This is a genomic window from Alkalihalobacillus sp. FSL W8-0930, assembly GCA_037965595.1.
Classification (GTDB): Bacteria; Bacillota; Bacilli; order Bacillales; family Bacillaceae_D; genus Alkalicoccobacillus.
The window spans coordinates 2,375,505-2,398,504 of record CP150183.1; the positions used below are offsets into that span (position 1 = coordinate 2,375,505).

26 protein-coding genes and 1 tRNA gene are annotated in these 23,000 nt (G+C 41.6%); 5 read left to right on the forward strand and 22 right to left on the reverse strand.

Features of this window, described 5'->3' with window-relative positions; translation table 11 throughout:
- The 4 genes from NSQ54_12660 to glp are packed head-to-tail and all read right to left on the reverse strand — an operon-like array spanning position 1 to position 2,458.
- Complete coding sequence (locus NSQ54_12660; protein ID WYP25177.1) at positions 1-231, reverse strand: MoaD/ThiS family protein; 231 nt, start codon at positions 229-231, stop codon at positions 1-3.
- Positions 218-688, reverse strand: a complete 471-nt coding sequence (locus NSQ54_12665; protein WYP25178.1) for a molybdenum cofactor biosynthesis protein MoaE — start codon at positions 686-688, stop codon at positions 218-220. Before NSQ54_12665 ends, NSQ54_12660 begins: the two co-directional genes overlap by 14 nt.
- Positions 681-1,205, reverse strand: coding sequence for a molybdopterin-guanine dinucleotide biosynthesis protein B (mobB, locus tag NSQ54_12670; GenBank protein WYP25179.1), 525 nt, complete (start codon positions 1,203-1,205; stop codon positions 681-683). The genes NSQ54_12665 and mobB overlap by 8 nt, the downstream gene beginning before the upstream one ends.
- Positions 1,190-2,458: a gephyrin-like molybdotransferase Glp gene (glp, locus tag NSQ54_12675; GenBank protein WYP25180.1), complete on the reverse strand. Its 1,269-nt coding sequence runs from the start codon at positions 2,456-2,458 to the stop codon at positions 1,190-1,192. The genes mobB and glp overlap by 16 nt, the downstream gene beginning before the upstream one ends.
- Positions 2,459-2,544: 86 nt before the next feature.
- Between glp and moaC the strand changes: the two genes are divergently transcribed.
- Together moaC and NSQ54_12685 are read left to right on the forward strand one after the other, a co-directional pair.
- Positions 2,545-3,036, forward strand: coding sequence for a cyclic pyranopterin monophosphate synthase MoaC (gene moaC / locus NSQ54_12680; protein ID WYP25181.1), 492 nt, complete (start codon positions 2,545-2,547; stop codon positions 3,034-3,036).
- A 135-nt stretch (positions 3,037-3,171) separates the two neighbouring features.
- Positions 3,172-3,876, forward strand: a complete 705-nt coding sequence (locus NSQ54_12685; protein WYP25182.1) for a hypothetical protein — start codon at positions 3,172-3,174, stop codon at positions 3,874-3,876.
- 43 nt (positions 3,877-3,919) lie between these two features.
- Here the strand turns inward: NSQ54_12685 and NSQ54_12690 are convergent, their stop codons facing one another.
- Positions 3,920-4,219 (reverse strand): metal-sensing transcriptional repressor, encoded by a 300-nt coding sequence (locus NSQ54_12690; GenBank protein ID WYP25183.1) that lies wholly within the window; start codon positions 4,217-4,219, stop codon positions 3,920-3,922.
- A 168-nt stretch (positions 4,220-4,387) separates the two neighbouring features.
- Here NSQ54_12690 and NSQ54_12695 point away from each other — a divergent pair, with 168 nt between their 5' ends.
- A complete protein-coding gene (locus tag NSQ54_12695; protein ID WYP25184.1) occupies positions 4,388-5,164 on the forward strand; it encodes a Cof-type HAD-IIB family hydrolase in 777 nt (258 codons plus the stop codon).
- 991 nt (positions 5,165-6,155) lie between these two features.
- Here NSQ54_12695 and NSQ54_12700 read toward each other — a convergent pair.
- The 8 genes from NSQ54_12700 to NSQ54_12735 all read right to left on the reverse strand — a co-directional run bounded on the left by NSQ54_12700 (position 6,156) and on the right by NSQ54_12735 (position 13,151).
- A tRNA-Arg gene (locus tag NSQ54_12700) sits at positions 6,156-6,227 on the reverse strand.
- 74 nt (positions 6,228-6,301) lie between these two features.
- The gene (locus NSQ54_12705) at positions 6,302-6,661 is read right to left on the reverse strand and encodes a hypothetical protein (GenBank protein ID WYP25185.1); all 360 of its coding nucleotides are present in this window, start codon (positions 6,659-6,661) and stop codon (positions 6,302-6,304) included.
- Positions 6,662-6,787: 126 nt separating this feature from the next.
- The gene (locus NSQ54_12710) at positions 6,788-7,222 is read right to left on the reverse strand and encodes a BrxA/BrxB family bacilliredoxin (protein ID WYP25186.1); all 435 of its coding nucleotides are present in this window, start codon (positions 7,220-7,222) and stop codon (positions 6,788-6,790) included.
- A gap of 82 nt (positions 7,223-7,304) precedes the next feature.
- Positions 7,305-8,564: a dihydrolipoamide acetyltransferase family protein gene (locus NSQ54_12715; protein ID WYP25187.1), complete on the reverse strand. Its 1,260-nt coding sequence runs from the start codon at positions 8,562-8,564 to the stop codon at positions 7,305-7,307.
- Positions 8,565-8,582: 18 nt separating this feature from the next.
- Complete coding sequence (locus tag NSQ54_12720) at positions 8,583-9,566, reverse strand: alpha-ketoacid dehydrogenase subunit beta (GenBank protein WYP25188.1); 984 nt, start codon at positions 9,564-9,566, stop codon at positions 8,583-8,585.
- Positions 9,563-10,570, reverse strand: a complete 1,008-nt coding sequence (locus tag NSQ54_12725; GenBank protein ID WYP25189.1) for a thiamine pyrophosphate-dependent dehydrogenase E1 component subunit alpha — start codon at positions 10,568-10,570, stop codon at positions 9,563-9,565. Before NSQ54_12725 ends, NSQ54_12720 begins: the two co-directional genes overlap by 4 nt.
- Before the next feature lie 23 nt (positions 10,571-10,593).
- Positions 10,594-12,015: a dihydrolipoyl dehydrogenase gene (lpdA, locus tag NSQ54_12730; GenBank protein WYP25190.1), complete on the reverse strand. Its 1,422-nt coding sequence runs from the start codon at positions 12,013-12,015 to the stop codon at positions 10,594-10,596.
- 23 nt (positions 12,016-12,038) lie between these two features.
- A complete protein-coding gene (locus NSQ54_12735) occupies positions 12,039-13,151 on the reverse strand; it encodes a Glu/Leu/Phe/Val dehydrogenase (GenBank protein ID WYP25191.1) in 1,113 nt (370 codons plus the stop codon).
- 369 nt (positions 13,152-13,520) lie between these two features.
- Between NSQ54_12735 and NSQ54_12740 the strand changes: the two genes are divergently transcribed.
- Positions 13,521-13,763: a DUF2627 domain-containing protein gene (locus NSQ54_12740; protein ID WYP25192.1), complete on the forward strand. Its 243-nt coding sequence runs from the start codon at positions 13,521-13,523 to the stop codon at positions 13,761-13,763.
- A 7-nt stretch (positions 13,764-13,770) separates the two neighbouring features.
- On the opposite strand, the gene NSQ54_12745 is transcribed toward NSQ54_12740, so the two are convergent.
- From NSQ54_12745 to steA, 3 genes are read right to left on the reverse strand one after another with little or no spacing between them, the layout of a single operon-like run.
- Complete coding sequence (locus tag NSQ54_12745) at positions 13,771-14,568, reverse strand: hypothetical protein (protein ID WYP25193.1); 798 nt, start codon at positions 14,566-14,568, stop codon at positions 13,771-13,773.
- Positions 14,565-15,230: a glycosyltransferase family 2 protein gene (locus NSQ54_12750; protein ID WYP25194.1), complete on the reverse strand. Its 666-nt coding sequence runs from the start codon at positions 15,228-15,230 to the stop codon at positions 14,565-14,567. Before NSQ54_12750 ends, NSQ54_12745 begins: the two co-directional genes overlap by 4 nt.
- On the reverse strand, positions 15,223-16,350 hold the full coding sequence (gene steA, locus NSQ54_12755; protein WYP25195.1) for a putative cytokinetic ring protein SteA: 1,128 nt from the start codon (positions 16,348-16,350) through the stop codon (positions 15,223-15,225). The genes NSQ54_12750 and steA overlap by 8 nt, the downstream gene beginning before the upstream one ends.
- Positions 16,351-16,476: 126 nt before the next feature.
- Between steA and NSQ54_12760 the strand changes: the two genes are divergently transcribed.
- Positions 16,477-16,680 carry a hypothetical protein gene (locus tag NSQ54_12760; protein WYP25196.1) on the forward strand — a complete coding sequence of 68 codons (204 nt, stop codon included), beginning with the start codon at positions 16,477-16,479 and terminating at the stop codon, positions 16,678-16,680.
- 27 nt (positions 16,681-16,707) lie between these two features.
- Here NSQ54_12760 and NSQ54_12765 read toward each other — a convergent pair whose 3' ends face one another.
- From NSQ54_12765 to NSQ54_12790, 6 genes are all read right to left on the reverse strand, one after another.
- Positions 16,708-17,151, reverse strand: coding sequence for a hypothetical protein (locus NSQ54_12765; GenBank protein ID WYP25197.1), 444 nt, complete (start codon positions 17,149-17,151; stop codon positions 16,708-16,710).
- Between the two features lie 185 nt (positions 17,152-17,336).
- Positions 17,337-18,131 carry a sporulation transcription factor Spo0A gene (gene spo0A, locus NSQ54_12770; protein ID WYP25198.1) on the reverse strand — a complete coding sequence of 265 codons (795 nt, stop codon included), beginning with the start codon at positions 18,129-18,131 and terminating at the stop codon, positions 17,337-17,339.
- A 226-nt stretch (positions 18,132-18,357) separates the two neighbouring features.
- Positions 18,358-19,641, reverse strand: coding sequence for a SpoIVB peptidase (spoIVB, locus tag NSQ54_12775; GenBank protein WYP28557.1), 1,284 nt, complete (start codon positions 19,639-19,641; stop codon positions 18,358-18,360).
- 134 nt (positions 19,642-19,775) lie between these two features.
- Positions 19,776-21,479, reverse strand: a complete 1,704-nt coding sequence (gene recN / locus NSQ54_12780; GenBank protein WYP25199.1) for a DNA repair protein RecN — start codon at positions 21,477-21,479, stop codon at positions 19,776-19,778.
- 12 nt (positions 21,480-21,491) lie between these two features.
- A complete protein-coding gene (gene argR / locus NSQ54_12785) occupies positions 21,492-21,941 on the reverse strand; it encodes a transcriptional regulator ArgR (GenBank protein ID WYP25200.1) in 450 nt (149 codons plus the stop codon).
- Between the two features lie 214 nt (positions 21,942-22,155).
- On the reverse strand, positions 22,156-22,998 hold the full coding sequence (locus tag NSQ54_12790) for a TlyA family RNA methyltransferase (GenBank protein WYP25201.1): 843 nt from the start codon (positions 22,996-22,998) through the stop codon (positions 22,156-22,158).
- Positions 22,999-23,000 lie beyond the last annotated feature (2 nt).

Here is a 23,000-nt window from a genome sequence, read left to right on the forward strand (position 1 = left end):
TCACCCACCACTAACTGGAGGAATGAAGGCAATGACATCACCTGTTCTGACCTCTGTATCAACACTCGCGTATTCTTCATTTACAGCAATCATAACGGAGTCTAAAGAGATGGTATAACGTTGTTTCATTGTATCAATAATTGTTGAGACAGTTGCTTTTTCATAGTCAAATTCTAGTGTATGCTTGCCAATTTGCTCTTCGACACTTGCAAAGCATTTAACGGTAATCATCTTCTTTTCCCTCCTTTGGCATTCCGGAAACTGTTTCAAGCTGATTTCCGATCCATTCGCTTCCATCTTCCCACTGTTCCTTTTTCCATATCGGTACAATTTGTTTGATTCGTTCAATTGCATATTCATTTGCTAAATAAGCGTCTTTGCGATGAGGAGTAGAGACAGCAATGACAACGGCAATATCAGATATTTGAAGATGGCCCGTCCGATGCCAGATGGCGGTTGTTGCATCCGGCCACCGCTCTTTAATTTCGTCTCCAATTCGTTGAAGCTGCTTTTCGGCCATTGTTTGATACGCTTGGTAGTGCAAGGAAATGGTTTTTCTTCCATATGTAAGTTCTCGTACAGTCCCTGTAAATGTCACAATTGCACCAGCGTTTCGATTGATGACCATGTTAGAGACGGCTTCGATGCTTAATTCTTGATCAGTTACACAAAACAATGGTTCAGTCATTTAATTGCCTCCTTATATAATCCATCATCCACGGTATGTATGATGCTGTTTCGTCTCTTAAGAATGTCGGATAGGATCGCGTTGGTTGGAACCCATCTTCCGTTAAAATGGCCATAATGTTCCTTAAATCTAACAGTGATTGATCGTCTTCACTTCGAAGTAGAACCATTTTCGGATATGGCCACTGCTTATAGCCCTCAACAAGGATCAGATCAAGCGGCCAGTTTTCAAATACCCGTAAGGAAGAATTAAGATCTCCTCCAGGAACATTTGCTTGAAGATGCAATGAGCCAGCACCCTCTACAGCACTAACTGTTGCTCCATGTGAAAAATGCTTGGCACTATCTTTCATTTCTAGGTTAGCATCCGGTACGCCACCATGACCATGATGTTTGATGGTTCCGACCTTTAACTTGTCATTTACCGCTTCTTTTATTAAATGATTCATTAAAGTGGTTTTTCCGCTATTTTTAAACCCGACAATTTGAATAATGACTGGCTTTATGCCCACGGCCACTCACTGCCTCCGTTTGTATCAAGTAACAGTACATCAACTGTATCTCCTGCCTTAAACCCTCTTGTTCCCCCAGGCAGTACCATAAACGCATCTGTTTTAGCCAGGCTACTAACAGCACTCGACTTATTAAAGCCACTTGGCGCTATGTGGATTCGATCTTTATTATACTGAATCGTACTTCGTACAAACCGTGTAAATGGGTTAGGCTTTGGCACATCTTCCGTTAAAGTCGCTTTAACCTTTGGCAAATGTGGAAATACATCATCCATCATCGTTCGGATGATAGGACGGACAAATAACTCAAAACCTACATAACATGCTGAGGGATTGCCTGAAAGTCCGTAGAGTAAGGTGTCCTCCCAAACGGCTACCGTCGTTACGCTGCCAGGTCTCATCGCAATTTTGTTAAACAATACGTTTGCGCAAAGCTTCTCATATACATCAGGCAAAAGGTCAAAATCACCGACCGACACGCCACCTGTTGTTAGAAGCATATCAACCTGACTGGCCGCATGTTTAACCTGTTCATAACAAAGCTCAAAATCGTCAGGCAAACTTCCAAAATAATGAGGGATCGCACCAGCTCGTTCGATTTGAGCTAGCAGCATATGCGTATTACTATTCCGAATTTTTCCGGGTTCAAGCGAATCTCCAAGTTCTAGTAATTCAGAACCTGTTGCAAATACACCAACTGTTGGACGTTTGGCCACTTTCACTCGTTCATAACCAAATGTCGCCAACAGTGCAATCGTTCCCGGGTTAATCGTTGTTCCTTTTTTAATGAGGACAGTCCCCTCTGTGACGTCTTCTCCTTTGTAGGAAATGTTATGTCCAGATGGAAAGCTTCGTTTAATGGTCATAAAAGACCCTTCTTCATTCGAATACGTTTGAGCCAATTCAAGCATGACAATCGCATCACATTCCTTAGGCATCTGCGCACCAGTCATAATACGAACCGCTTGATTTGATTGGACTTCTTTTGAACAAACAGAACCTGCTCCAACCGTTTCAATGACTTCAAATGTAATAGGGTTATCTTTGCTTGCCTCTAATGAATCGTTTGAGATTATCGCAAATCCATCGTAAGGCGAGCGATCGAATGGAGGCACCGGATGTGTAGCTACAAGATCTTCGGCTAACGTTCGTCCATATGCTTCGTGCAAATGCACGTCTTCTTTTTGTTGCTCTATCGGAACACTCATTACTTTTCGAACGGCTTCTTGAACCGGAATCGGTGTACGTTTTTCTATCATCTTTCTCACTCCTGACATTCTTACTACAGATTCTATCTGTGATACAATAACTTGCAAACAAAAAACGAATGAGGTGTCTAGTCAACATGTCTGAATTTACACATTTTAACCATCAAGGTCGTGCCAAAATGGTCGATATAACTAGTAAGGAAGAAAGCTCAAGACGTGCAATTGCCGAGTCTAGCATTACAGTTAATCAAGCAATCTATGAGGGAATTACCTCGAATCAAATGAAAAAAGGAGATGTATTAGCAGTCGCTCAAGTAGCTGGCATTATGGCAGCCAAACAAACATCAACGATGATTCCAATGTGTCACCCCATACCCATTAGTGGTGTAGATATCCAATTTGAATGGATAGAGAAAGACTCGTCCTTTCAATTAAACATTCAAGTCACCGTTAAAACAAAAGGAAGTACAGGTGTTGAAATGGAGGCACTAACCGCTGCGAGCGTTTGTGCGCTTACCGTTTATGATATGTGTAAGGCCTTAGATAAAGGAATGATTATTGGCCAAACCTATCTCATACATAAATCTGGTGGAAAAACGGGAGACTTCGACCGCTCATCAATTGATTAAACCTTTTTACTAGTTTCGCACAGATTAGTGCAGGAAGAAACGAAAAACCATTGCCTCCATGCAGACATTTGATTCTAATCTATTTTTACTATGACTTTTGATGTATGATAAAAGAAGGACAAAGGAGGTTTTTACATGAAATATATGATGACTCTTGTATCCATGTCAATTCTCTTACTCGCCGCTTGCGGTCAAACAACAGCTGAGACAAATGCAACGGATGACAAATCTATTGAACAAGTGAGTGAGCAAGAAGCTGACAACCAACAAGATACTGAAGATGAAACAGATGACGCTAAAAAAGATGAAGTAGATCAAGATGAAGTAGAAGATACTAGTGTTGCTAATGCATCCGAAGAAGCTTCAACTGAGGAAACAGAAGCAGAATTAACGACTACTGAAACCGAATCTAGTGTAACTGCTGCAACTGAAACCTCTGATGCAGACGAAGAAACTGAAACGGAAACAGACAAAGAGCAAGTAAGCACTGAATCGGAACAAGGCGTTGATGAGATCGCTGATCCATCGTATACCGAAGCAGTAAATAATGAATACGAGGAGCAGATTGCGTCACTCAAGAATCAATTCCAAAACCAGCTACTATCAATTGAACTTGAAAATGGTGAAGATTGGGGCTATGTGTATGCGCTTGTAACGGATGGCTTAAAGCTGCCTTCAGATGAAGAGCGCGAATTTCATATGCTACAAATGGCAGAAGCGATTACAGAACAGCTTGACCTTAAGGCACAGGCACCAGGTGGAACCATTACATTTGTGTACGAGGATCAATCCGTACTTGGGATCTACCATACAGAGGATGGATCGATTGGTTATCCTTAAACGTAAAAAGGAGCGAGACATACAGTCTGTTCGCTCCTTTTCTCTATGACTTCGAAAAGCGTTCTACAACGCTCATTAGTTCTTCAATTGCTTGGTCACCGTTACCTTCTTTAATCGCATCGGCCACACAGTGCTTAGAATGATCCTCAAGCAGCTGCAAGCTTACCTTTTTCATTGCTGCGTTTACCGCTGAAATTTGCGTTAAAATATCCACGCAATATCGATCGTCTTCAACCATCTTTTGAATGCCGCGTACCTGACCCTCAATGCGCTTTAACCGATTAGATAACTGTTCCTTGCTCATCGATGTACGATGATGAACTGTTTTATGATTATGCTCCAAACCATCACCTCGTTTTACCCTTTACAACCCTTTTTGTTGTCATAGTATACCACGATTTTAATTGCCACGTCAGCTTAAGGATTGCTTTTGATCCTAGATTGACACTCATGCCCTGCTATAATAAAGTTAGTATGAGAGAAGAAAAAAGTAGATAAAGAGAGTGATACGATGGAAAAAGCAATGATTTTCTTTGATATTGATGGTACGTTATACAACCATGAGAAAGAATTACCCGCTTCAACAAAGAGATCGATTCAAGCGCTGCAGCAAGCAGGACACGAGGTAGCCATTGCTACAGGGCGTTCTCCATTTTTCTTTAAGGAATTACGCGAGGAGCTCGGTATCGATTCATTCGTTAGCTTTAACGGACAATATGTCGTTTATAAGGGTGAAACCATTTACGCTAATCCGCTAGACCCTGCGGCTGTTGAAAGATTAACAGCATTTGCGGCAACACGTAATCACCCTCTTGTCTATATGAATCATGAGACAATGCGCTCAAATATAGCTGATCATCCAGCGGTTGAAGAGAGTTTAAATAGCTTGAAATTTCTCCCACCAGAAAACGACCCACACTTCTATAAAGAAAGAGATCTATTCCAGACATTATTATTCTGTACCGAGGGTGAAGAACAAGAGTATAGTGAAGCATTTGATACCATTCGATTTGTTCGCTGGCATCCGTCCTCTGTTGATGTCATCCCAGCCGAAGGTTCAAAAGCAATTGGAATTAAACATCTAATTGAGAAGCTTGGCTTCACAATGGATCAGGTCTATGCGTTTGGAGATGAGCGCAATGATCTTGAAATGTTGAGTGAGGTTGGTCACGGCGTAGCAATGGGGAACGCACCTCAAGTGGTGAAAGATGCCGCTCGCTACGTGACAAAAGCCGTAGATGAAGACGGAATTGAGCATGGCTTGAAGATGGTTGGATTGTTGGATTAATAGATTGGGAAAAGCCTCTTTTGAAGAGGCTTTTTTGTTTGGGCATATGATTAGGATGGTTGGTGGTTCTTGATTGTGAGCTGGTTCTTCTTGGTCCCTACTGAGCCCGGCTTGGTATCGGGCTCTTTCTTCTTAGTATTGAGGGGAGCTCCTTGGTACAGGCGCCGCGCTTCTTGCTATCAGCCCTCTCTTCTTGATTGGTCCCCCGCTTTTTCTTAATAGGAATAGCGTTCTCCTTAGTAAGTGCCTCTGGTTCTTGGTCTTTCTGCCCTTCTCCTTGGTTCCGTTCCAAACGTTCTTACTAAAAATCAAAAATGTTCATTTTTTTCCTTATTTCATTGAAGGTTCTTGGTTGTGGCCTGGTTCTTCTTGGTACGCGTTGAGCCCGACTTGGTATCGGGCTCTTTCTTCTTAGTATCGAAGGCTGGTTCTTGTTAATTGCGCCGCGCTTCTTACTATCGGCCCTCTCTTCTTGATTGGTCCCCCGCTTTTTCTTGATAGGAATAGCGTTCTCCTTAGTAAGGGCCTCTGGTTCTTTGTCTTTCTGACCTTCTCCTTGGTTCCGTCCCAAACGTTCTTACTAAAAATCAAAAATATTCATTTTTTTCCTTATGTCAGTGAAGGTTCTTGGTTTTGAGCTGGTTCTTCTTGGTCCCTGTTGCCCCCGTCTTGGTATCAGGCTCTTTCTTCTTAGTATCGAAGGCTGGTTCTTGTTAATTGCGCCGCGCTTCTTGCTATAGACCCTCTCTTCTTAGTAGGACCCCCGCTTTTTCTTGATAGAAACAGCGTTCTTATTGGTAATGCTCCTCAAATCTTGGTTGTTCTGCCCTTCTCCTTGGTACCGCCCCTAACGTTCTTACTAAAATCACCTTTTCCTCTTCTCAGTGAAGGTTCTTGATTTTTGAGGGGATCTTCATTCTTCCAAACTCGCTCCTCCAGACACAAAAACGCTCCACTCCTCCTTAACCGGAAGAGTGGAGCGTTTATCGAACGCGCCTAGTAGGACTCGAACCTACAACGCAAGAATCGGAATCTTGAATGATATCCCTTTCACCATAGGCGCATGGTAGTTTTTGCGACATGAATAAGTATAGCTTAAAGGGAGGATTCAGTCAATCATTTCCTCCCATCGCATCATTATGAGTGTTGCTTTTCGCCTTCTGCAAACATTTCGCTGAAGCGTTCGTTGATGTCATCTTCAGTGTAACCAGCTGTACCTAAACGCGCACCAAAGTTCTTTGCCCATAGTTGAAGTCTGCTAGCCATTTTGGCATATTTCTTAGACTCACTACCTTTTGTATCGTTCGCACGGCCTTCTGCATTGGAAATCACGTTTTCTACAACAAAAAGCACTTTCCATAGAGATTCTTCTTCGAGATCATTTCCTTCAGCCGCTAGACGATCTAGAACTTTCTTGTAGAAATCTTGAAATTCCTTAAAGGAAATTTCTTCGTCCATATTTAAATACACTTGAATTTGATCATATAAATCCTGCATGTTTACCTACACTCCTTTAATTCTATCGGGCTTATTATAGCATATTTTTCGCTTGGTGGTTAGCCTGTCCTGTTACGCTAAAAACAAAGGCAGTGAACAGTTGGTGTCCACCGCCTCGAGTGTTTGTTAGTTTGTTGTTTTGCAGTATTCATCAAAGGCTTTTTCAAGCTTTTGTACGACTTGAATTGGCTCATGACCTTCAATTTCATGGCGCTCCACCATCATTTGGATCTCGCCATCTTTAAGTAATGCAAAAGATGGAGAAGACGGAGCATAGCCTTTGAAGTATTCACGTGCTTTTGCCGTAGCTTCTTTATCCTGGCCTGCAAAAACCGTTAGAAAACGGTCAGGTCTTGTTTCGTAGTTTTTCATGTAAGCAGCTGTAGGTCTTGCAATCCCACCAGCACAACCACATACAGAGTTAACCATAACAAGAGCTGTTCCTTTTTCTTGAAGAGCTGTATCTACATCTTCAGGAGTTGTTAGCTCTTTGTAACCTGATTCAACCATTTCTTGTCTAGCACCTTGAACTACATCATTAATAAAGAAATTAAAATCCATGAACGCTCTCTCCTTTTTGCCTTGCTTTGACTATTATTTTACATGGTCATACGGCAAAAACCAATAGAAATGCTTGAAGTTATTAGATTGATTCGTCTGAGAACTGTTCAAGCTTCTTCTTAATTGAAGCAAGGAATCGTCCGCAAACGAGACCATCAAGGATACGGTGATCAAGGGACAGACACAAATTAACCATATGACGGATCGCAATGGAGTCTCCCTCCGGTTGCTCAATCACAACTGGACGCTTCACAATCGATTCGATTGAAAGGATTGCGGCTTGTGGATAGTTAATAATTGGTGCTGATTGAATGGAACCAAAGGAACCTGTGTTATTAACAGTAAACGTTCCACCTTGAGAGTCAGCGCCGCTCAACGCGCCTGAACGAACTTTTCCGGCAAGCTCATGAATGCTCTTAGCCAACCCTTTAATTGATTTATCGTCCGCATGATGGATGACAGGAACGTATAATGCATCCTCCGTTGACACCGCCATTGATAGGTTAATGTCTTTTTTACGAATGATTTTATCTCCTGCCCAAACGGAATTAACTTCTGGAAATTCTTGCAACGCCTCAGTTACAGCCTTCATAAAGAATGGAAGGAAGGTTAAGTTATACCCTTCTCTTTCTTTAAATGCTGCTTTATGCTTTTGTCTGAACTGAACGAGTCGAGTGACGTCTACTTCAACCATTGTCCACGCATGAGGAATTTCATGCTTACTACGAACCATGTTTGAAGCAATTGCTTTACGTATTCCAGATACAGGAATTTCTACGTCACCAGTTGATGTTGTCACTTCTTGAGGGGTTTCAACCTTCGCTCTCTCAGGTGCTGGTGTATGTTGAACTGAATCCGCAGCCGGTTTACTTTGTTGCTGTTGCCCACCAGAGGAAATGATCTTCTCAAGATCCTTACGAGTGATACGGCCAGACTTGCCTGTCCCTTCAACCTGAGTTAAATCAATCTCGTTTTCTTGAGCGAGTTTAAGTACAGCAGGGGAGTAACGAGTTCGACTAGACGTGTCTTTCTCTTCTACTTCAGGCTCTGCCTGCTCATCAGATTTCTCCTGTTTTGTAGCGTTTGTTTGCTCAGCAGAGACTTCATCAGTCTCAACTGAACAAATAACCGTGCCCACGCTTACCGTTTCATCCTCTTTAACATGAAGCTCTTTCACAACGCCATTGTAAGAAGATGGTACTTCTGCACTTACCTTATCTGTCATCACTTCTGCAATCGGTTCATACTTTTTGATCGTATCTCCAGGTTGCACTAACCACTTGGTAATCGTCCCTTCTGTTACACTTTCACCAAGCTGTGGCATCTTCATTTCTGTTGCCATGCGACCAACTCCTTTGCATTAAAACTCAGCAAGCTCTCTCATTGCTTTTTCCACTTTATCTGGGTTAATCATAAATTCTTTTTCCATGGTTGGAGCATATGGCATGGCTGGTGTATCTGGTCCAGCTAGACGCTTAATTGGGGCATCTAGGTCAAACAGACAGTTCTCAGCAATGATTGCTGCTACCTCACCAATGATACTTCCTTCTAAGTTATCTTCAGTCACAAGGAGCACTTTCCCTGTTTTAGAAGCTGCTTCAATAATCGCTTCCTTGTCCAGAGGATAAACGGTACGAAGATCTAGGATATGAGTAGAATACCCATCTTTTTCTAAGCGTTCAGCCGCTTGCATCGCAAAATGAACAGCTAGTCCGTACGTGATAACAGTTAGATCTTCTCCTTCGCGCTTCACATCCGCCTTACCAATTGGCAGTGTATAATCGCCCTCTGGAACCTCACCCTTAATTAAACGATAGGCACGCTTATGCTCAAAGAATAGTACAGGATCGTTTGAACGAATCGCAGCTTTTAAAAGTCCTTTAGCATCGTATGGTGTAGATGGCATGACAATCTTCAAACCTGGCGTCCCAGCAAACATTTTCTCTACACTTTGAGAGTGATAAAGCGCTCCGTGAACACCACCACCGTATGGGGCGCGGATCGTGATTGGACTTTGCCAATCATTGTTTGAACGATAGCGAATTTTTGCAGCTTCTGAGACGATTTGGTTCACTGCAGGCATAATGAAGTCAGCGAACTGAATTTCAGCAACCGGACGCATCCCGTACATCGCTGCTCCAATTCCTACACCAACGATTGCTGATTCTGCAAGCGGTGTATCTAGCACTCGATCCTCGCCGAATTGTTCATACAGTCCAGCTGTAGCTCGGAATACACCGCCACGCGCGCCAACGTCTTCGCCTAGGACAAACACTTTTTCGTCGCGTTCCATTTCTTCTTTTAATGCTTGAGTAATTGATTCAATGTAAGATATCACCGTCATAATGAACCCTCCTGCTCTTCATACACATGTAAATGCAAGCTCTCAGGATCAGCGTAAGGCGCCTGTTCTGCATATTCGGTTGCCTCATCAATGATTTGTGCAATACGGTCTTCCATTTCTTGTTCAGCCTGCTCTTCAAGCAAGCCTTCCTTAACTAAATACTCTCGGAACGTAAGAAGCGCATCCTTACTCTTTGCTTCCTCAACTTCTTCTCTTGTTCTGTAAGCACGATCATCATCATCACTTGAATGAGGTGTTAAACGGTACGAAACCGTCTCAATTAAAGTAGCACCTTCCCCGCGACGACCACGATCTGCAGCTTCTTTAACAGCCGCATAAACAGCAATTGGGTCATTTCCATCCACTGTTATACCAGGCATGCCATAACCGATGGCACGATCAGATACACGCGCACATCCTAGTTGCTTTTCTACTGGTACAGAGATCGCATATTGGTTGTTTTCACACATTAAAATAACTGGAAGCTTATGCACACCCGCAAAGTTTGCTCCTTCGTGGAAATCTCCCTGATTTGAAGATCCTTCCCCAAACGTAGTAAACACAACAAGGTCCTTTTTCTCCATTTTTGCGGCTAATGCCATTCCAACAGCATGTGGTACCTGTGTTGTTACAGGAGACGATCCGGTCACAATCCGCTTTACACGGTGACCGAAATGTCCGGGCATTTGGCGTCCACCTGAGTTTGGATCCTCAGCTTTTGCAAAGGCTGACAGCATCAATTCTTTTGTTGTCATGCCAAACGTTAGAACAACGCCTAGATCACGATAATATGGCAGGATATAGTCCTTTTGTTGGTCAAGCGCAAAAGCTGCTCCAATCTGCGCTGCCTCCTGCCCCTGACATGAGATCGTGAACGGAATTTTTCCTGCGCGGTTTAATAACCAAAGACGCTCATCCAGTCTTCTTGAATGCAGCATATATTCATACATATCAATGACGGTTTCGTCGATTAAACCAAGTGAATGGTGTTTATTCGTAATCATAACTCTCCTCCTTAACGTACTGCTTATCCATGAATGGCACGACCATTTGCCGCTAGTGCTGCCTCACCTATAGCCTCCGACAATGTTGGATGTGGGTGAATCGTATGAGCCACTTCCCAGCTTGCCGCATCAAGCACTTTTGCAATGGCAGCCTCTGAAATTAAGTCAGTTGCATGTGGTCCTATGATATGGACCCCAATCAAATCATCATTTTCTTTATTAGCAATGAGTTTAACAAAGCCATTTGTTTCGCCTTGGACAAGTGCTTTTCCGATGGCTTGGAAAGAGAACGTCCCCACTTTTAATGGTAGGTTACGCTTCTTCGCCTCGTCCTCTGTTAAGCCAACAGAAGCCATTTCAGGATAGCTATAAATGCAGCTTGGCACTGTTTCATACTTAATCGGTTCTGGATTTGCTCCTATAATGTGCTCTACAGCAAGAATTCCTTCATGTGAGGCCACATGAGCAAGCTGCATCCCGCCGATCACATCTCCGATCGCATAGATATGTGATTCTTTTGTTTGACCGAATTCATTGACTTGAATGAAGCCACTTTGTACGTCAATCTCTGTATTGTGTAAACCGATGTCTGATGTATTACCAGCCCGTCCGACGCAAACTAGGATTTTTTCTGCTTCAAACGTGAGCTTTTCATCACCCACCATACCTGTGATTTTCACATGATTTTCTTCTTTCACAAGTTGATCTGTTTGTACGTTCACATTGGTTTGAATCTTGATGCCTCTAGCTTGAAGCTGTTTCGCTGCTTCTTTTGCAATGTCAGCATCTTCTGTTGGTAGAATTCGTTCTCCGTATTCAACGATAGTGATATCTACACCAAAATCGTTTAACATTGATGCCCATTCCACGCCAATAACTCCTCCCCCTACAATAAGCATAGAAGCTGGGAGATACTCGAGTGTAAGGGCATGATCTGATGTGAGTATGTGGGTTCCATCAATTTCGAGCCCTGGAAGTGAACGAGGCGTTGAACCTGTTGCAACAATGACATTTTTGCCGATAAGCATTAAGTTCTCATCATTACTTCTCTCAACTGAGATGGTTCCAGGAGTTGGTGAAAAGATAGAAGGGCCCAGAATTCGACCCTTTCCTTCATATACATCAATTTTGCCGCGTTCCATTAAATACTTAACGCCTTTATGGAGCTGATCGACCACTTTTTGTTTTCTTCTTTGTGCAGCTTTAAAGTCAAAGGAGACACCTGTGGTTGTTACTCCAAATTCCTCTGCTTCTTTTGCGGTTCTAAGAACCTCCGCACTTTTTAGCAGTGCTTTACTTGGAATACATCCTTTGTGAAGACACGTTCCACCAATCTTCTCTTGTTCTACGATTGCTGTTTTGAGCCCTTCTTGAGCTGCTCTAATTGCGGCTACATAACCGCCTGTTCCACCGCCTAGAATGACTAGATCATAATCTTCCGCCATGGTGTCTCCTCCTTTAAAACCTTTTACTTTTGCTGTCCGATTCTTGAACGTGATAATAAATGATGTCCATCGCGAACAAATTGCTTACGAGAACGACGTAAGTTTTCAATACGCTCTTCAGCCATACGATCTGCAGCAACATTTGTAGATAACCCATCACGTCTGGCAATCTCAAATACTTTCGCCACATTATCGTAAATGCCTTCTACTTTTTTCATCGCACGATCACGATTATAGCCTTTTAATTCATCTGCTACGTTTATCACACCGCCCGCGTTAATGACGTAGTCAGGAGCGTAGGCTATACCCATCTCTTTTAAACGCTCGCCGTGGCGCTCTTCTTTTAATTGATTGTTTGCTGCTCCTGCAATCACAGTTGCTTTAATATGAGCTAGCGTATCGTCATTTATAATGGCTCCAAGTGCGTTAGGCGAGAAAATATCGCAGGCAACACTATAGATTTCGTCTGGAGTGACATATGCCGCACCAAAATCTTCAACCGCACGCTTAGCAGAAGCTTCATAGATATCCGTTACAATCAGCTCTGCACCTTCTTCATGCAAATACTTACACAGTTGATAGGATACATTTCCCACACCCTGTACGGCAATCTTCTTGCCTGCAAGATTCTCATCTCCGTACGCGGCTTTGGCGGCAGCTTTCATTCCGACAAAAACACCGTATGCTGTGACAGGGGAAGGATTCCCAGAAGCTCCAAATGCAGGAGAGATCCCTGTTACATAATCTGTTTCCTCATGAATGATGTCCATATCAGCCACTGTTGTTCCAACATCTTCTGCGGTAATATAACGACCATTTAATCCTTGTATGTAGCGTCCAAACGCACGAAACATTTCTTCGTTTTTATCTTTTCTGGGGTCACCAATGATGACTGTTTTTCCCCCACCTAAATTGAGTCCAGCTGCTGCATTCTTGTATGTCATTCCTCTTGAAAGTCTGAGGGCATCTTCAAATGCTTCCTCTTCACTTGCATAATTCCACATTCTTGTTCCACCTAAAGCGGGGCCAAGGGTCGTGTCATGAATAGCAATGATAGCCTTAAGTCCGGATGTTTTATCCTGACATACAACCACCTGTTCATAATCATATGTTTCCATTGTTGAGAAAAGATTCATCGCGATTCCTCCTTTAGTCTTTTGGAAGGTCAAAATGTGTGTAGCATGTTCTCTATTTCTTCATGCTTACTCGCAAAATGTCTCTCAAATTATAATGAATTATTAGCTCTATATACCGATTCATCATAAAACTCCCATAGCAAAATGCGCCATTCAAGTATATCACGCAGGTTGCTTAAATCCTATGGCTACGCGATTTCACAGATAATTTGAACATTTATTGAACAGAATTTACTCTGTTTTATGACTAGGTCCTAAAACTTACTCTTATATTATTACTCAAAATTAAAAATCATGCAACATTCAGGCATATACTTCTTGTCTTTTTTTCGCTACAATATGATAAGAACGTTTTCAAGGAGGCTTTTTATGGGACGCTTTTTAGCATTAATTATTCTTCTAATCCCTATCTTTTTGGCTGGTTTCGGAATCAAGTTAATGAGAGATGCATTTTTTCATATTATCCAACCCCCTTTCTCTTCCATCTCACTACAATTTCTAGCCGGAATTATATTATTTTTTATTGGTTTTGCATTTATCGGAGGGTTTATTCTTCATCGCGACCGCAAAAATGGGAAGGTTGCCCCGCGTTTTGTAAAAAAAGAAGGATAGGAGAGGGTCATTCTTTCTTCATGACCCCAATCCCATCCATCCATCTAAAAAACGGTCGCTCCGCAATCCAAATTGAAAATGATACTCGTTCTGCTGCAAGCAATAACAGAAACAAAATGGTTACGCTAAAATATTGTAATTCCATAGATCCTTCATGCGTAAGCCAAACAGCTAGAATCGCTCCAGTAGCTGTAGCACCGTTATCACCAAGTACTGCCTTTCTCTCCCCCTCCATCACATACACCAAATAGAAAATGGTCAGTACATAGACCAGGGTTGAAAACCTTGGAATCGGCATAAAGGCAACAATGACAGCTGATACCATTAAGGAAATTTTCCACACTCGTAAAGGGCGGGTATCAAATAAGTTCATGATGTGCGGAAACAGGCATAGAAGCATAAACATCATAATACTTGTGATTGCTGATTGAGGTTGGCTTAAAAAGGTATAAACCCCGGCTAGTAAAATCGTCCCTACCGCTTTAATTAACCCAGTTGTCCATCTCCGATCATTTAAAAAGACACCGATATGACCACGAATGCCTTTGGGTTCACCATCACCGTACCGGTCATCAATAAATCCAATAATCCATATACCAATAACATAACCTAAAGACGTATAAGTAAAAACAGCCGATTCATTAGGTGGAAAGGCACACATGACCGCATAGCTATAAACAACAAATACCCCTAGGCTGTATGGAACAATTGTTTGTTCATAATTACGTACTGTCCATCTTGCTTCATAAAAAGCACACATACTCGTAAAGGCGATAATGGGTAACGTCAGCATTAACAATATCATTGTGACTCACCTTTTAACTGTTTTCTAATCTGACGCCACTGATTATATCGATGCATAACGCCTGTTAGATTACGCCCCATTTCACGATGCCGCATGTCTGACTCAATCTCGAGTAGCCTTGCTCCTCCATGAATCATGTGTAAACACATCATCGTTTCAATTCCATAACCAATATAGTTTTTACTTAGTAGCAGCCTGAGCCATCTTCTTTGAAAAGCCCTCTGACCAGATAAGGGGGCATCTAACCAGACCCCAGTTTGATCATGTATCAAGCGCTGAACCTTTGATTTCACAAACCCGTTTCCTCCACGTCCAAGGTGCGGAACCTTTGAAATAGTTAGATCCGCTTCTTTTTTCATTAGTGGGTCTAGCAAGTGATGCGCTTGGCTTGCTGAGTCTGCTAGATCAGCATCTAAACAAATGATATAAGAACCTTTTGCACGCATCCAGCCTGTTTGTAACGCATGTCCCTTTCCTTTATTCTGAGGAAGAAGAATATGCAGGTCAGCTAACTCTTCAGCAATTTCAGCAGTTAAATCTATACTTCCATCATTCACACAAATGATTTCATGTTCATAGGGAATGGCTCTTGCCGCCTGAATGGTCGCAGCTAACCGCTCTTGCTCGTTGTAAGCAGGAATGACAATCGAAACTCTAGTCATGTCTGAATTCACCCTTTCTAACAAACAACCTATATCCACGACCGACCATTTTTTGCAGTTCTTTTGCTTCTGCCCTGAGCTCGTGACGCATACGTTTGACCTGAGATACAAAGGACGTCCCTTCAAACAGGCGATGAATTCCTTTTAAGTCCGTCATACGATCACCTGATTCCATCCGTGCTAAAATGGTAGACCCCATGCCTTGTCTTTGTTTCTCCATAAACTCCTTTATTCCAAAGCGGCACCCAATTAAATACATATGCTCCACCCCGGCTTCATGCATCGCTCGAATGGCTACATCTTCACTCGTACCTATAAAATCCACACAATGAGATTCCAGTCCTAGTGAGCTGACACGTGCACGTCCCGGCGACTCACCGTTCGTAAAAGAATGACAGATCAGACTTGCTCCACACTGAAGCGCAGATGTTGAAATTGAATCCATATCACCTATAATAAAATGGGGTACGAGTCCTAGGTCAAGCAATCCATCTGCTGCCCCATCAATCGCTACAATGAATGGATTCGTTAAAAGAATCCATCGTTTCATCGCTTTCACATCATGCTTGTATTTTCCATTACGTGCGACAATAAATACTTGCTGATGTTTGAGCTCTTGAAACGCAGCAGGAAGCTTCATTGGATCTAAAAAGTCAGCTAGATTGCTTTTCGCATGATGAAGTGTATTTTCAATAAATGCTTCAAACATGCTCGGAAAATATGCTTTTGCTTTTTCATTTAGTAGGTGAACTTTCTCAAGCGTGTAGAAATCAACCTTTGCTAGTTCCTTATACTCGTTTTGATGTTTTAAGAGTAAGTTATGATCTCTAATGCAAATCGTCGCTCCATTTAACACGCCTTCCCATTCACTCCACTCTGTTACATCACAAACAGTAACGCCTGCACTTAAAAGACGAATGATATTATCATGTTCATAGGTACCAGTCATTGACTGTCTACGATTAACAACAGCCTTTACTTTTTTCTCGAGTATGGCATCCGTTGTGACTGAGTCCAGATCCTCATGCCACAATAGGAGAACGGCATGATCAGGAACTCTATGAAGAAGCTCTTTTGTTCGTTTACCTTCAAACGCTTGCCCTTGTATGGTTTGAGTCATTGCCATAAACCTCCACGAGACATCTTTTCGTCTAGTATGCGCAGACAGTACATAAACATTCTTCGTTTGTTTAATTGGTAAAGTACGATATACTAAGCGTATTCCGTTAAGAAGGAGCGAATTTGCTTGTCCAAACGATTATTACTTACGTTTCATAGCTTCATTTTAATATTTGCGATCGGTGTGATTTCAGCGTATTTTATTTCAACTTCCTCGTCCGGACGTGATACGTTGTATCTAATCCTTGGAATCGGTATTGCCTTATCTAGTGTCTTTAACTTAATCCGACTGTCACGCCCTCAAAGAGAAGCAACGTCTACAAAAAAATAGGGTTAACCATAAAGAGCCAGCTGATCATTAGTCAGCTGGCTCTTCTTGATAAAACGGATAGAATTCCCACTGTTCCATTTGATCCTTGTCCCAGAATACTTCCCAAATCCCTGGTGTTATCCGGTCGTAGATGTACCCGTCCTCCGCAAAATATGCCGACGTTGGTAACGTTCCAGGCTCTAAACATAACCACGCTCCACAAATAACACCTTCCTGCAACGGACCGTATCGACCACTATAGTCATCCATCCATATTACCTCGCGACCATCTTTAACTGTTTTTAAGGTCTCGTCCACTACAGACTCAAAGTGAAACGGGTCGCTTAAGCCTGAATACGATAAAAAATCCTTATCTTCTGGTTTAGGTGCTTCAAAATAAGCTTCTGTCACATTAGCTGATTGTCCACAGGACATAAGAATGACGACTACACCTACTAAGGTGAACCACATGCTTTTTCTCTTTGGCATCATACTCACTATGCTCCTCCATAAGTTCATTCATTTATCTATATATATAAACGTGGAGTGAGAAATAGTTCTGTCATTTTGAAAATAATGTCTAAATAAAAAAGCCTTCAATGGTATGTCCTACTACGCATCGAAAGCTACTTTTATTGTACAAATGTAAGATGTCTTAGATCAGAATAATTAAATGTTTAGCCAACCTTATGCTCAATACGTAACTTATCTGCTACCATCGCAATAAACTCACTGTTAGTCGGTTTTGCTTTTGATTGACTAACGGTATATCCAAACAAACTAGAAATGGATTCAATGTTCCCACGGCTCCAAGCTACTTCAATCGCATGACGAATCGCACGTTCCACACGACTCGATGTAGTATTGAATTTTTTTCCGATATCCGGATAAAGAACCTTTGTGATTGATCCTAATAACTCGATGTCATTGTAAACCATTGTGATTGCTTCTCTAAGGTACATGTATCCTTTAATGTGTGCCGGAACACCAATTTCATGGATAATTGCTGTGATGCTTGCATCCAAGTTAAATCTCTTATCTGATCTCGAAGGAGCGTGATTCATCGTAAAGGTTGATGTTTTTTGCGTAATGCCTGCTTTCTTGCCGCCAATTTCTCGAACTTTAGAGACAAGGATTTCCATATCAAATGGTTTAAGTACATAATAAGAAGCACCAAGATCTACCGCTTTTTTTGTCACATCTTCTTGACCAAAAGCTGTAAGCATAATGATGTTAGGCTTATGTCCGCTACCAGAATTGATGCGCTCGAGTACCGCAAGTCCATCTAAATGAGGCATAATGATGTCTAATAATAAAACATCTGGTTGCTTATCTTCAACCAAACTTAAGCACTCTTGCCCATTATATGCTACACCGGCTATTGTCATATCTTCTTGAGCCGAAATATATTCACTAAGTAAATTAACCAATTCCCTATTATCATCCACAACACATACTTTTATTTTATCCACAAAACATCCTCCTTGAGTTCAATTGTAAGTTTACTGTATGTAATCAATTCGACAGTTTGATTCTAAGTCCTTTATTTTTTAAAAATAATCCTTATTCTTTTACAAATACTTAATTTTTCTTCGTTATTCGCTTCAATTCGATTAATTAAATAAGATATTATATAAATTTGTCGAATAATCTTTAGTAAGAAGATACCTATATGAAAATAATAAACAGGCTAACGAGTTAACTCGCTTTAGCCTGTTTAAGATCATTTGTTACTCCTGCTTCTTCAAGCATCCACCCAATATGACAGCCATAACCCGACGTTGGATCATTCACAAACACATGAGTTACCGCACCAACCAATTTTCCGTCTTGTATGATTGGACTTCCACTCATCCCTTGAACAATGCCACCTGTTGCTTCAAGCAGCTTAGGATCCGTTACTTTTAAAACAAGTCCTTTAGTAGCTGGTTGCTTTTGTTGAATGGCATTTACAATTTCAATATCAAATTCTTCTACTTTTTCCCCACTGACCACAGTTAAGATCTTAGCAGGTCCTTCTTTTATCTGATTAGACAAGGCAATTGGTAGTTCCTTATCCATAATATCATTTTTTAAGTCCGCTTTGTTAAGTGTACCAAAAATTCCAAACGAACTATTTTTATTAATTTGTCCTAGAATTTCTCGGTTCTTAGAAAAACTCGCTAGCTTTTCTCCAGGATCCCCATGACTTCCTTTTTCAATCGATGTGACAGATGATCGCAACACTTCTCCATCATGCACTGCAATTGGTTTATGTGTGTCTGAATCAGAAATGACATGCCCTAATGCACCAAATTTCTTAGACTGGGGATCATAAAAGGTCATGGTACCTACTCCTGCTGCCGAATCTCTAATAAATAAACCCATACGATAGGACTTTTCACCATTTGCTTTAATCGGCTGCAGCGTTGTATTTACTGGGTGTTGATTCCGTTTTAATTCAATGTTTAACTCCTGGTTTTTCTCTCCTGCCTGTTGTACAACTTGTGTGACTTGGCTCATTTTTTCAATAGAGACACCATTAATTTTTGTAATCATGTCGCCTACTTCAATGCCTGCTGTTTCACCGGGTGATACTTCCCCTGTATTCGTTTTTATTAAATGATGTCCTACAACTAATACACCTTTTGTATTCAGTTTTACTCCAATCGACTGACCGCCAGCAATGACTTTTTGCTCGGGTAGTACATCTACCGTTGTTGATTTCACGGGAAATCCACCAGCTGTACTAAACACAACTTTTTCTGTACCTGCACTCATCGCTGCAATCGATTCAGTGTCTTGGATGTGTAGCGTAGAATCATCATGAGTCGGGTCAACCGTTAAGAGTTTTGGTGCTTTTAGCGTTACTAACTCCCCTTTAAACACAGATATAGATGTTGGGATATGTGCCCATTCCTTGATCGGGCTCCAAAAACCAATGCACAGCATTCCTGCAAGAAGCAAGATGCCGATTACCATACGCACTCCTTCTACCTTCAAATTCTTCACTCTCCTAGCTCCCAACCCACACCTCATGTGGCTGTACTATTAATGTTGCCTCCAAATAGCACATTTATAACTGGAACCATCAGAAAAAGCTACCCTTAAATGGGTAGCTTTTGTATGAATAACCTTTAAGCGTGTTTATGCTGGCTAGCAAGATCAAGTAATTCGTGAGCGTGCTGCTTCGTTAATTCAGTAACCTCTACACCTGAGATCATTCTGGCGAGCTCTTCCACCTTAGATTGCTCTCTCAACCCAGTTACAGATGTAGATACACGATCTTTTGATTCATGCTTCGATATATATAGATGTTGATCAGCCATTGCAGCTACCTGAGGTAGATGCGTGATGACCAGCACCTGCGAGCCAGAAGCAATGGTATAAATCTTCTCAGCAATTGCTTGGGCAACTCGTCCACTTACACCGGTATCTACTTCATCAAAAATAACTGAAGTGACTCCTTGATGTGTAGAGAAGATGGATTTGATTGCGAGCATGATTCGAGAAATTTCCCCGCCTGAAGCCACTTTAGCCAGAGGTTTAACCGGTTCTCCAGGGTTGGTTGAAATGAAGAATTCAACTTGGTCTACCCCATTTGCTGAAAAAGCGGACATTCCCTTGTGTTCATCCAATGTCGAGCTTTGAATATTGATTTCAAATATTGTTTTCTCCATATAAAGGGCACGAAGCTGTTTATGAATCGCTTCTGTCAGCTCCAAAGCGGCTTTTTTACGTATTGCTGTGAGCGCTTTGGCTTCAACTGTCAAATCAAGAAGAACACCTGCAAGTTCCTGATGCATGGCATGGAGCCGATCATCCTTATTAAGCTTTGTATCAAGCTCTTCTTCAATTCTTGAAGCATATTCTAAAATTTCTTCTACCGTTGTTCCATATTTGCGCTTGAGCTGCTGAATTTCAGCAAGACGGTTCTCAATTAACTCTAAGCGGTCAGGATCAAATTCAATTTGCTCCAACTGTTCTCTTATTGAGAAGGCTGCTTCCTCCATCATGTAATAGCTGCTGCTTACACTTTCATGAAGAGCCTTTAAATTAGGATCTAAATCACTTGCTGTTTCAAGATTAGCTGCACTGTCGTTCATCGCATCAAGTGCCTGCCCATCACCATAAAGACGTTCATAGCTATCTCTAAGCAATGTGTAAAGCTTTTCACTATTTGCTAAACGTTTGCGATCTTCCTCGAGCTGATCGTCTTCTTTCGGTTTAAGCTCAGCTTTCTCAATTTCTTCTAATTGATACCTAAGCAAATCAATGCGCTGAGCGGTTTCTTGTTCATTTTCACTTAATGCTGATATTTGTTTATTGATTTTTTGAGCCCGTTCATATAACTCACGATATTCTTGAAATGTGGTTTTCAGCTTATTTGTCGCATACTGGTCCAAAAATCGTAGATGCTTGTCCGGCTGCATTAATGATTGATGCTCATGCTGGCCATGAACATCCACTAAAGATTGTCCAATTTCACGAAGAATGCCAAGTGTGACCAGCTTCCCATTAATTCGACAGATGCTTTTCCCCTGGCTCGTAATTTCTCTACGCAAGATAAGCTCTTCATTCGCTTCAATTCCAAGTTCAACAGCTTTTAAAACCGCTTGATGTTTCGTATCCACTGCAAATAATCCTTCAATCTCTGCTCTTGTTTCTCCATGACGAACAAATTCTGCAGAACCACGACCGCCCAGCAATAAACCAATCGCGTCGATGATGATGGATTTCCCTGCACCAGTTTCCCCTGTTAAAACGGTTAGACCACTTTCAAAAGGAATGGTCAGTTCTTCAATTATGGCAAAATGCCTCACTGACAGTTCAATTAACATCGATTCCCCACCTTATAGCATGTCTAAGAATCGAGAACTAATGAGCTCTCCATCCTTTTTATTCTTACAGATAATTAATAAGGTATCATCTCCACAAATCGTTCCCATCAATTCTTCCCAATCAAGATTATCGATTAATGCTCCAATGGCATTTGCGTTACCCGGTAGGCATTTCATCACAATGAGGTTGTCCGTACTGTCGATACTGATAAAGCTATCTGTAAGGCTACGTTTTAGCTTCTGCAAAGGATTAAACCGTTGATCTGCAGGTAGGCTATACTTGTAGCGCCCATCCTGCATTGGCACCTTTACAAGATGCAATTCTTTTATGTCTCTTGATACCGTTGCTTGAGTTACGTTATAACCTAATCCTTTTAAATAATCAACTAAGTCCTCTTGCGTCTCAATGGCTTGATTAGCGATGACTTCTCTTATCTTAATATGTCGTTGACCTTTATTCAATAAACTCACCTTTTTCATATGATTTCCTTATCACCCATTATGATATGAAATGCCTGTTAAAACAATAGCTGAAGCCATTTCATCAAAAAAGAAACGAAAAGATCAAATCATAAAAATAAAGAAATATACACAATTTATACATTCTTATACGTTCAACCGCACTAAAACAAAAAGGGACTAACGATTCCAATACAGAATCATTAATCCCCTCTCATCATGTCTGATCTACCTCAGATCCTTTTGCATTCAGCTGCTGTGCTTGTTTCACAACGTCCTGAACGGTTGCCGGATCTAACTTACGTACTGTTTCACTTTCATCCAATGGCAAGGTGAGATGCATGAGAAACTCAATGTTGCCTTCTCCACCTGTAATCGGTGAAAAGTCCAAAGCACGCACGTGAAACCCTTCGTGATTCGCCATTTTACTAACGTTAGTTAACACTTGCTCATGTATGGCAGGATCTCGTACGATTCCTTTTTTCCCTACTTGCTCTCTGCCAGCTTCAAATTGAGGCTTAACTAAAGCTAGAACGTCGCCACCTGCACATAACACAGTCTTTAATGTTGGCAGGATTAGTTTTAGAGATATAAAGGAAACATCAATGCTCGCAAATTCAGGCAAGCCTTCCTGTAAGTCTTCAGGCTTTACATAACGGAAATTCGTACGTTCCATCACAACAACCTGCTCGTGCTGTCTGATTTTCCAAGCAAGCTGATTATACCCAACGTCAAGCGCATAGACAAGTGATGCTCCATTTTGCAGGGCACAATCTGTGAAACCACCAGTCGATGCACCGATATCAATCATAATCTTGTCTCGTACATCTACATCAAACACCTTCAAAGCTTTCTCTAGCTTATAACCACCGCGACTGACGTACGGCATAAGCTGACCTTTTACTTCAAGAGGTGCCTCCTGATCAATTTTCATTCCTGGTTTATCTAAGCGTTCCGTACCAGAGTAAACCAAGCCTGCCATCACAGCACGCTTGGCTTTTTCTCGTGAATCGAGTAGCCCCCGATCCACTAATAATGTATCAATGCGTTCTTTTTTCACAG

Coding starts and splice junctions, on each gene's coding strand:
- NSQ54_12660 (WYP25177.1), bottom strand. CDS start 231: ATGATTACCGTTAAATGCTTTGCAAGTGTCGAAGAGCAAATTGGCAAG.
- NSQ54_12665 (WYP25178.1), bottom strand. CDS start 688: ATGACTGAACCATTGTTTTGTGTAACTGATCAAGAATTAAGCATCGAA.
- glp (WYP25180.1), bottom strand. CDS start 2,458: ATGATAGAAAAACGTACACCGATTCCGGTTCAAGAAGCCGTTCGAAAA.
- moaC (WYP25181.1), top strand. CDS start 2,545: ATGTCTGAATTTACACATTTTAACCATCAAGGTCGTGCCAAAATGGTC.
- NSQ54_12685 (WYP25182.1), top strand. CDS start 3,172: ATGAAATATATGATGACTCTTGTATCCATGTCAATTCTCTTACTCGCC.
- NSQ54_12695 (WYP25184.1), top strand. CDS start 4,388: ATGGAAAAAGCAATGATTTTCTTTGATATTGATGGTACGTTATACAAC.
- NSQ54_12705 (WYP25185.1), bottom strand. CDS start 6,661: ATGCAGGATTTATATGATCAAATTCAAGTGTATTTAAATATGGACGAA.
- NSQ54_12710 (WYP25186.1), bottom strand. CDS start 7,222: ATGGATTTTAATTTCTTTATTAATGATGTAGTTCAAGGTGCTAGACAA.
- NSQ54_12715 (WYP25187.1), bottom strand. CDS start 8,564: ATGGCAACAGAAATGAAGATGCCACAGCTTGGTGAAAGTGTAACAGAA.
- NSQ54_12720 (WYP25188.1), bottom strand. CDS start 9,566: ATGACGGTGATATCTTACATTGAATCAATTACTCAAGCATTAAAAGAA.
- NSQ54_12725 (WYP25189.1), bottom strand. CDS start 10,570: ATGATTACGAATAAACACCATTCACTTGGTTTAATCGACGAAACCGTC.
- lpdA (WYP25190.1), bottom strand. CDS start 12,015: ATGGCGGAAGATTATGATCTAGTCATTCTAGGCGGTGGAACAGGCGGT.
- NSQ54_12735 (WYP25191.1), bottom strand. CDS start 13,151: ATGAATCTTTTCTCAACAATGGAAACATATGATTATGAACAGGTGGTT.
- NSQ54_12740 (WYP25192.1), top strand. CDS start 13,521: ATGGGACGCTTTTTAGCATTAATTATTCTTCTAATCCCTATCTTTTTG.
- NSQ54_12745 (WYP25193.1), bottom strand. CDS start 14,568: ATGATATTGTTAATGCTGACGTTACCCATTATCGCCTTTACGAGTATG.
- NSQ54_12750 (WYP25194.1), bottom strand. CDS start 15,230: ATGACTAGAGTTTCGATTGTCATTCCTGCTTACAACGAGCAAGAGCGG.
- steA (WYP25195.1), bottom strand. CDS start 16,350: ATGACTCAAACCATACAAGGGCAAGCGTTTGAAGGTAAACGAACAAAA.
- NSQ54_12765 (WYP25197.1), bottom strand. CDS start 17,151: ATGATGCCAAAGAGAAAAAGCATGTGGTTCACCTTAGTAGGTGTAGTC.
- recN (WYP25199.1), bottom strand. CDS start 21,479: ATGTTAATTGAACTGTCAGTGAGGCATTTTGCCATAATTGAAGAACTG.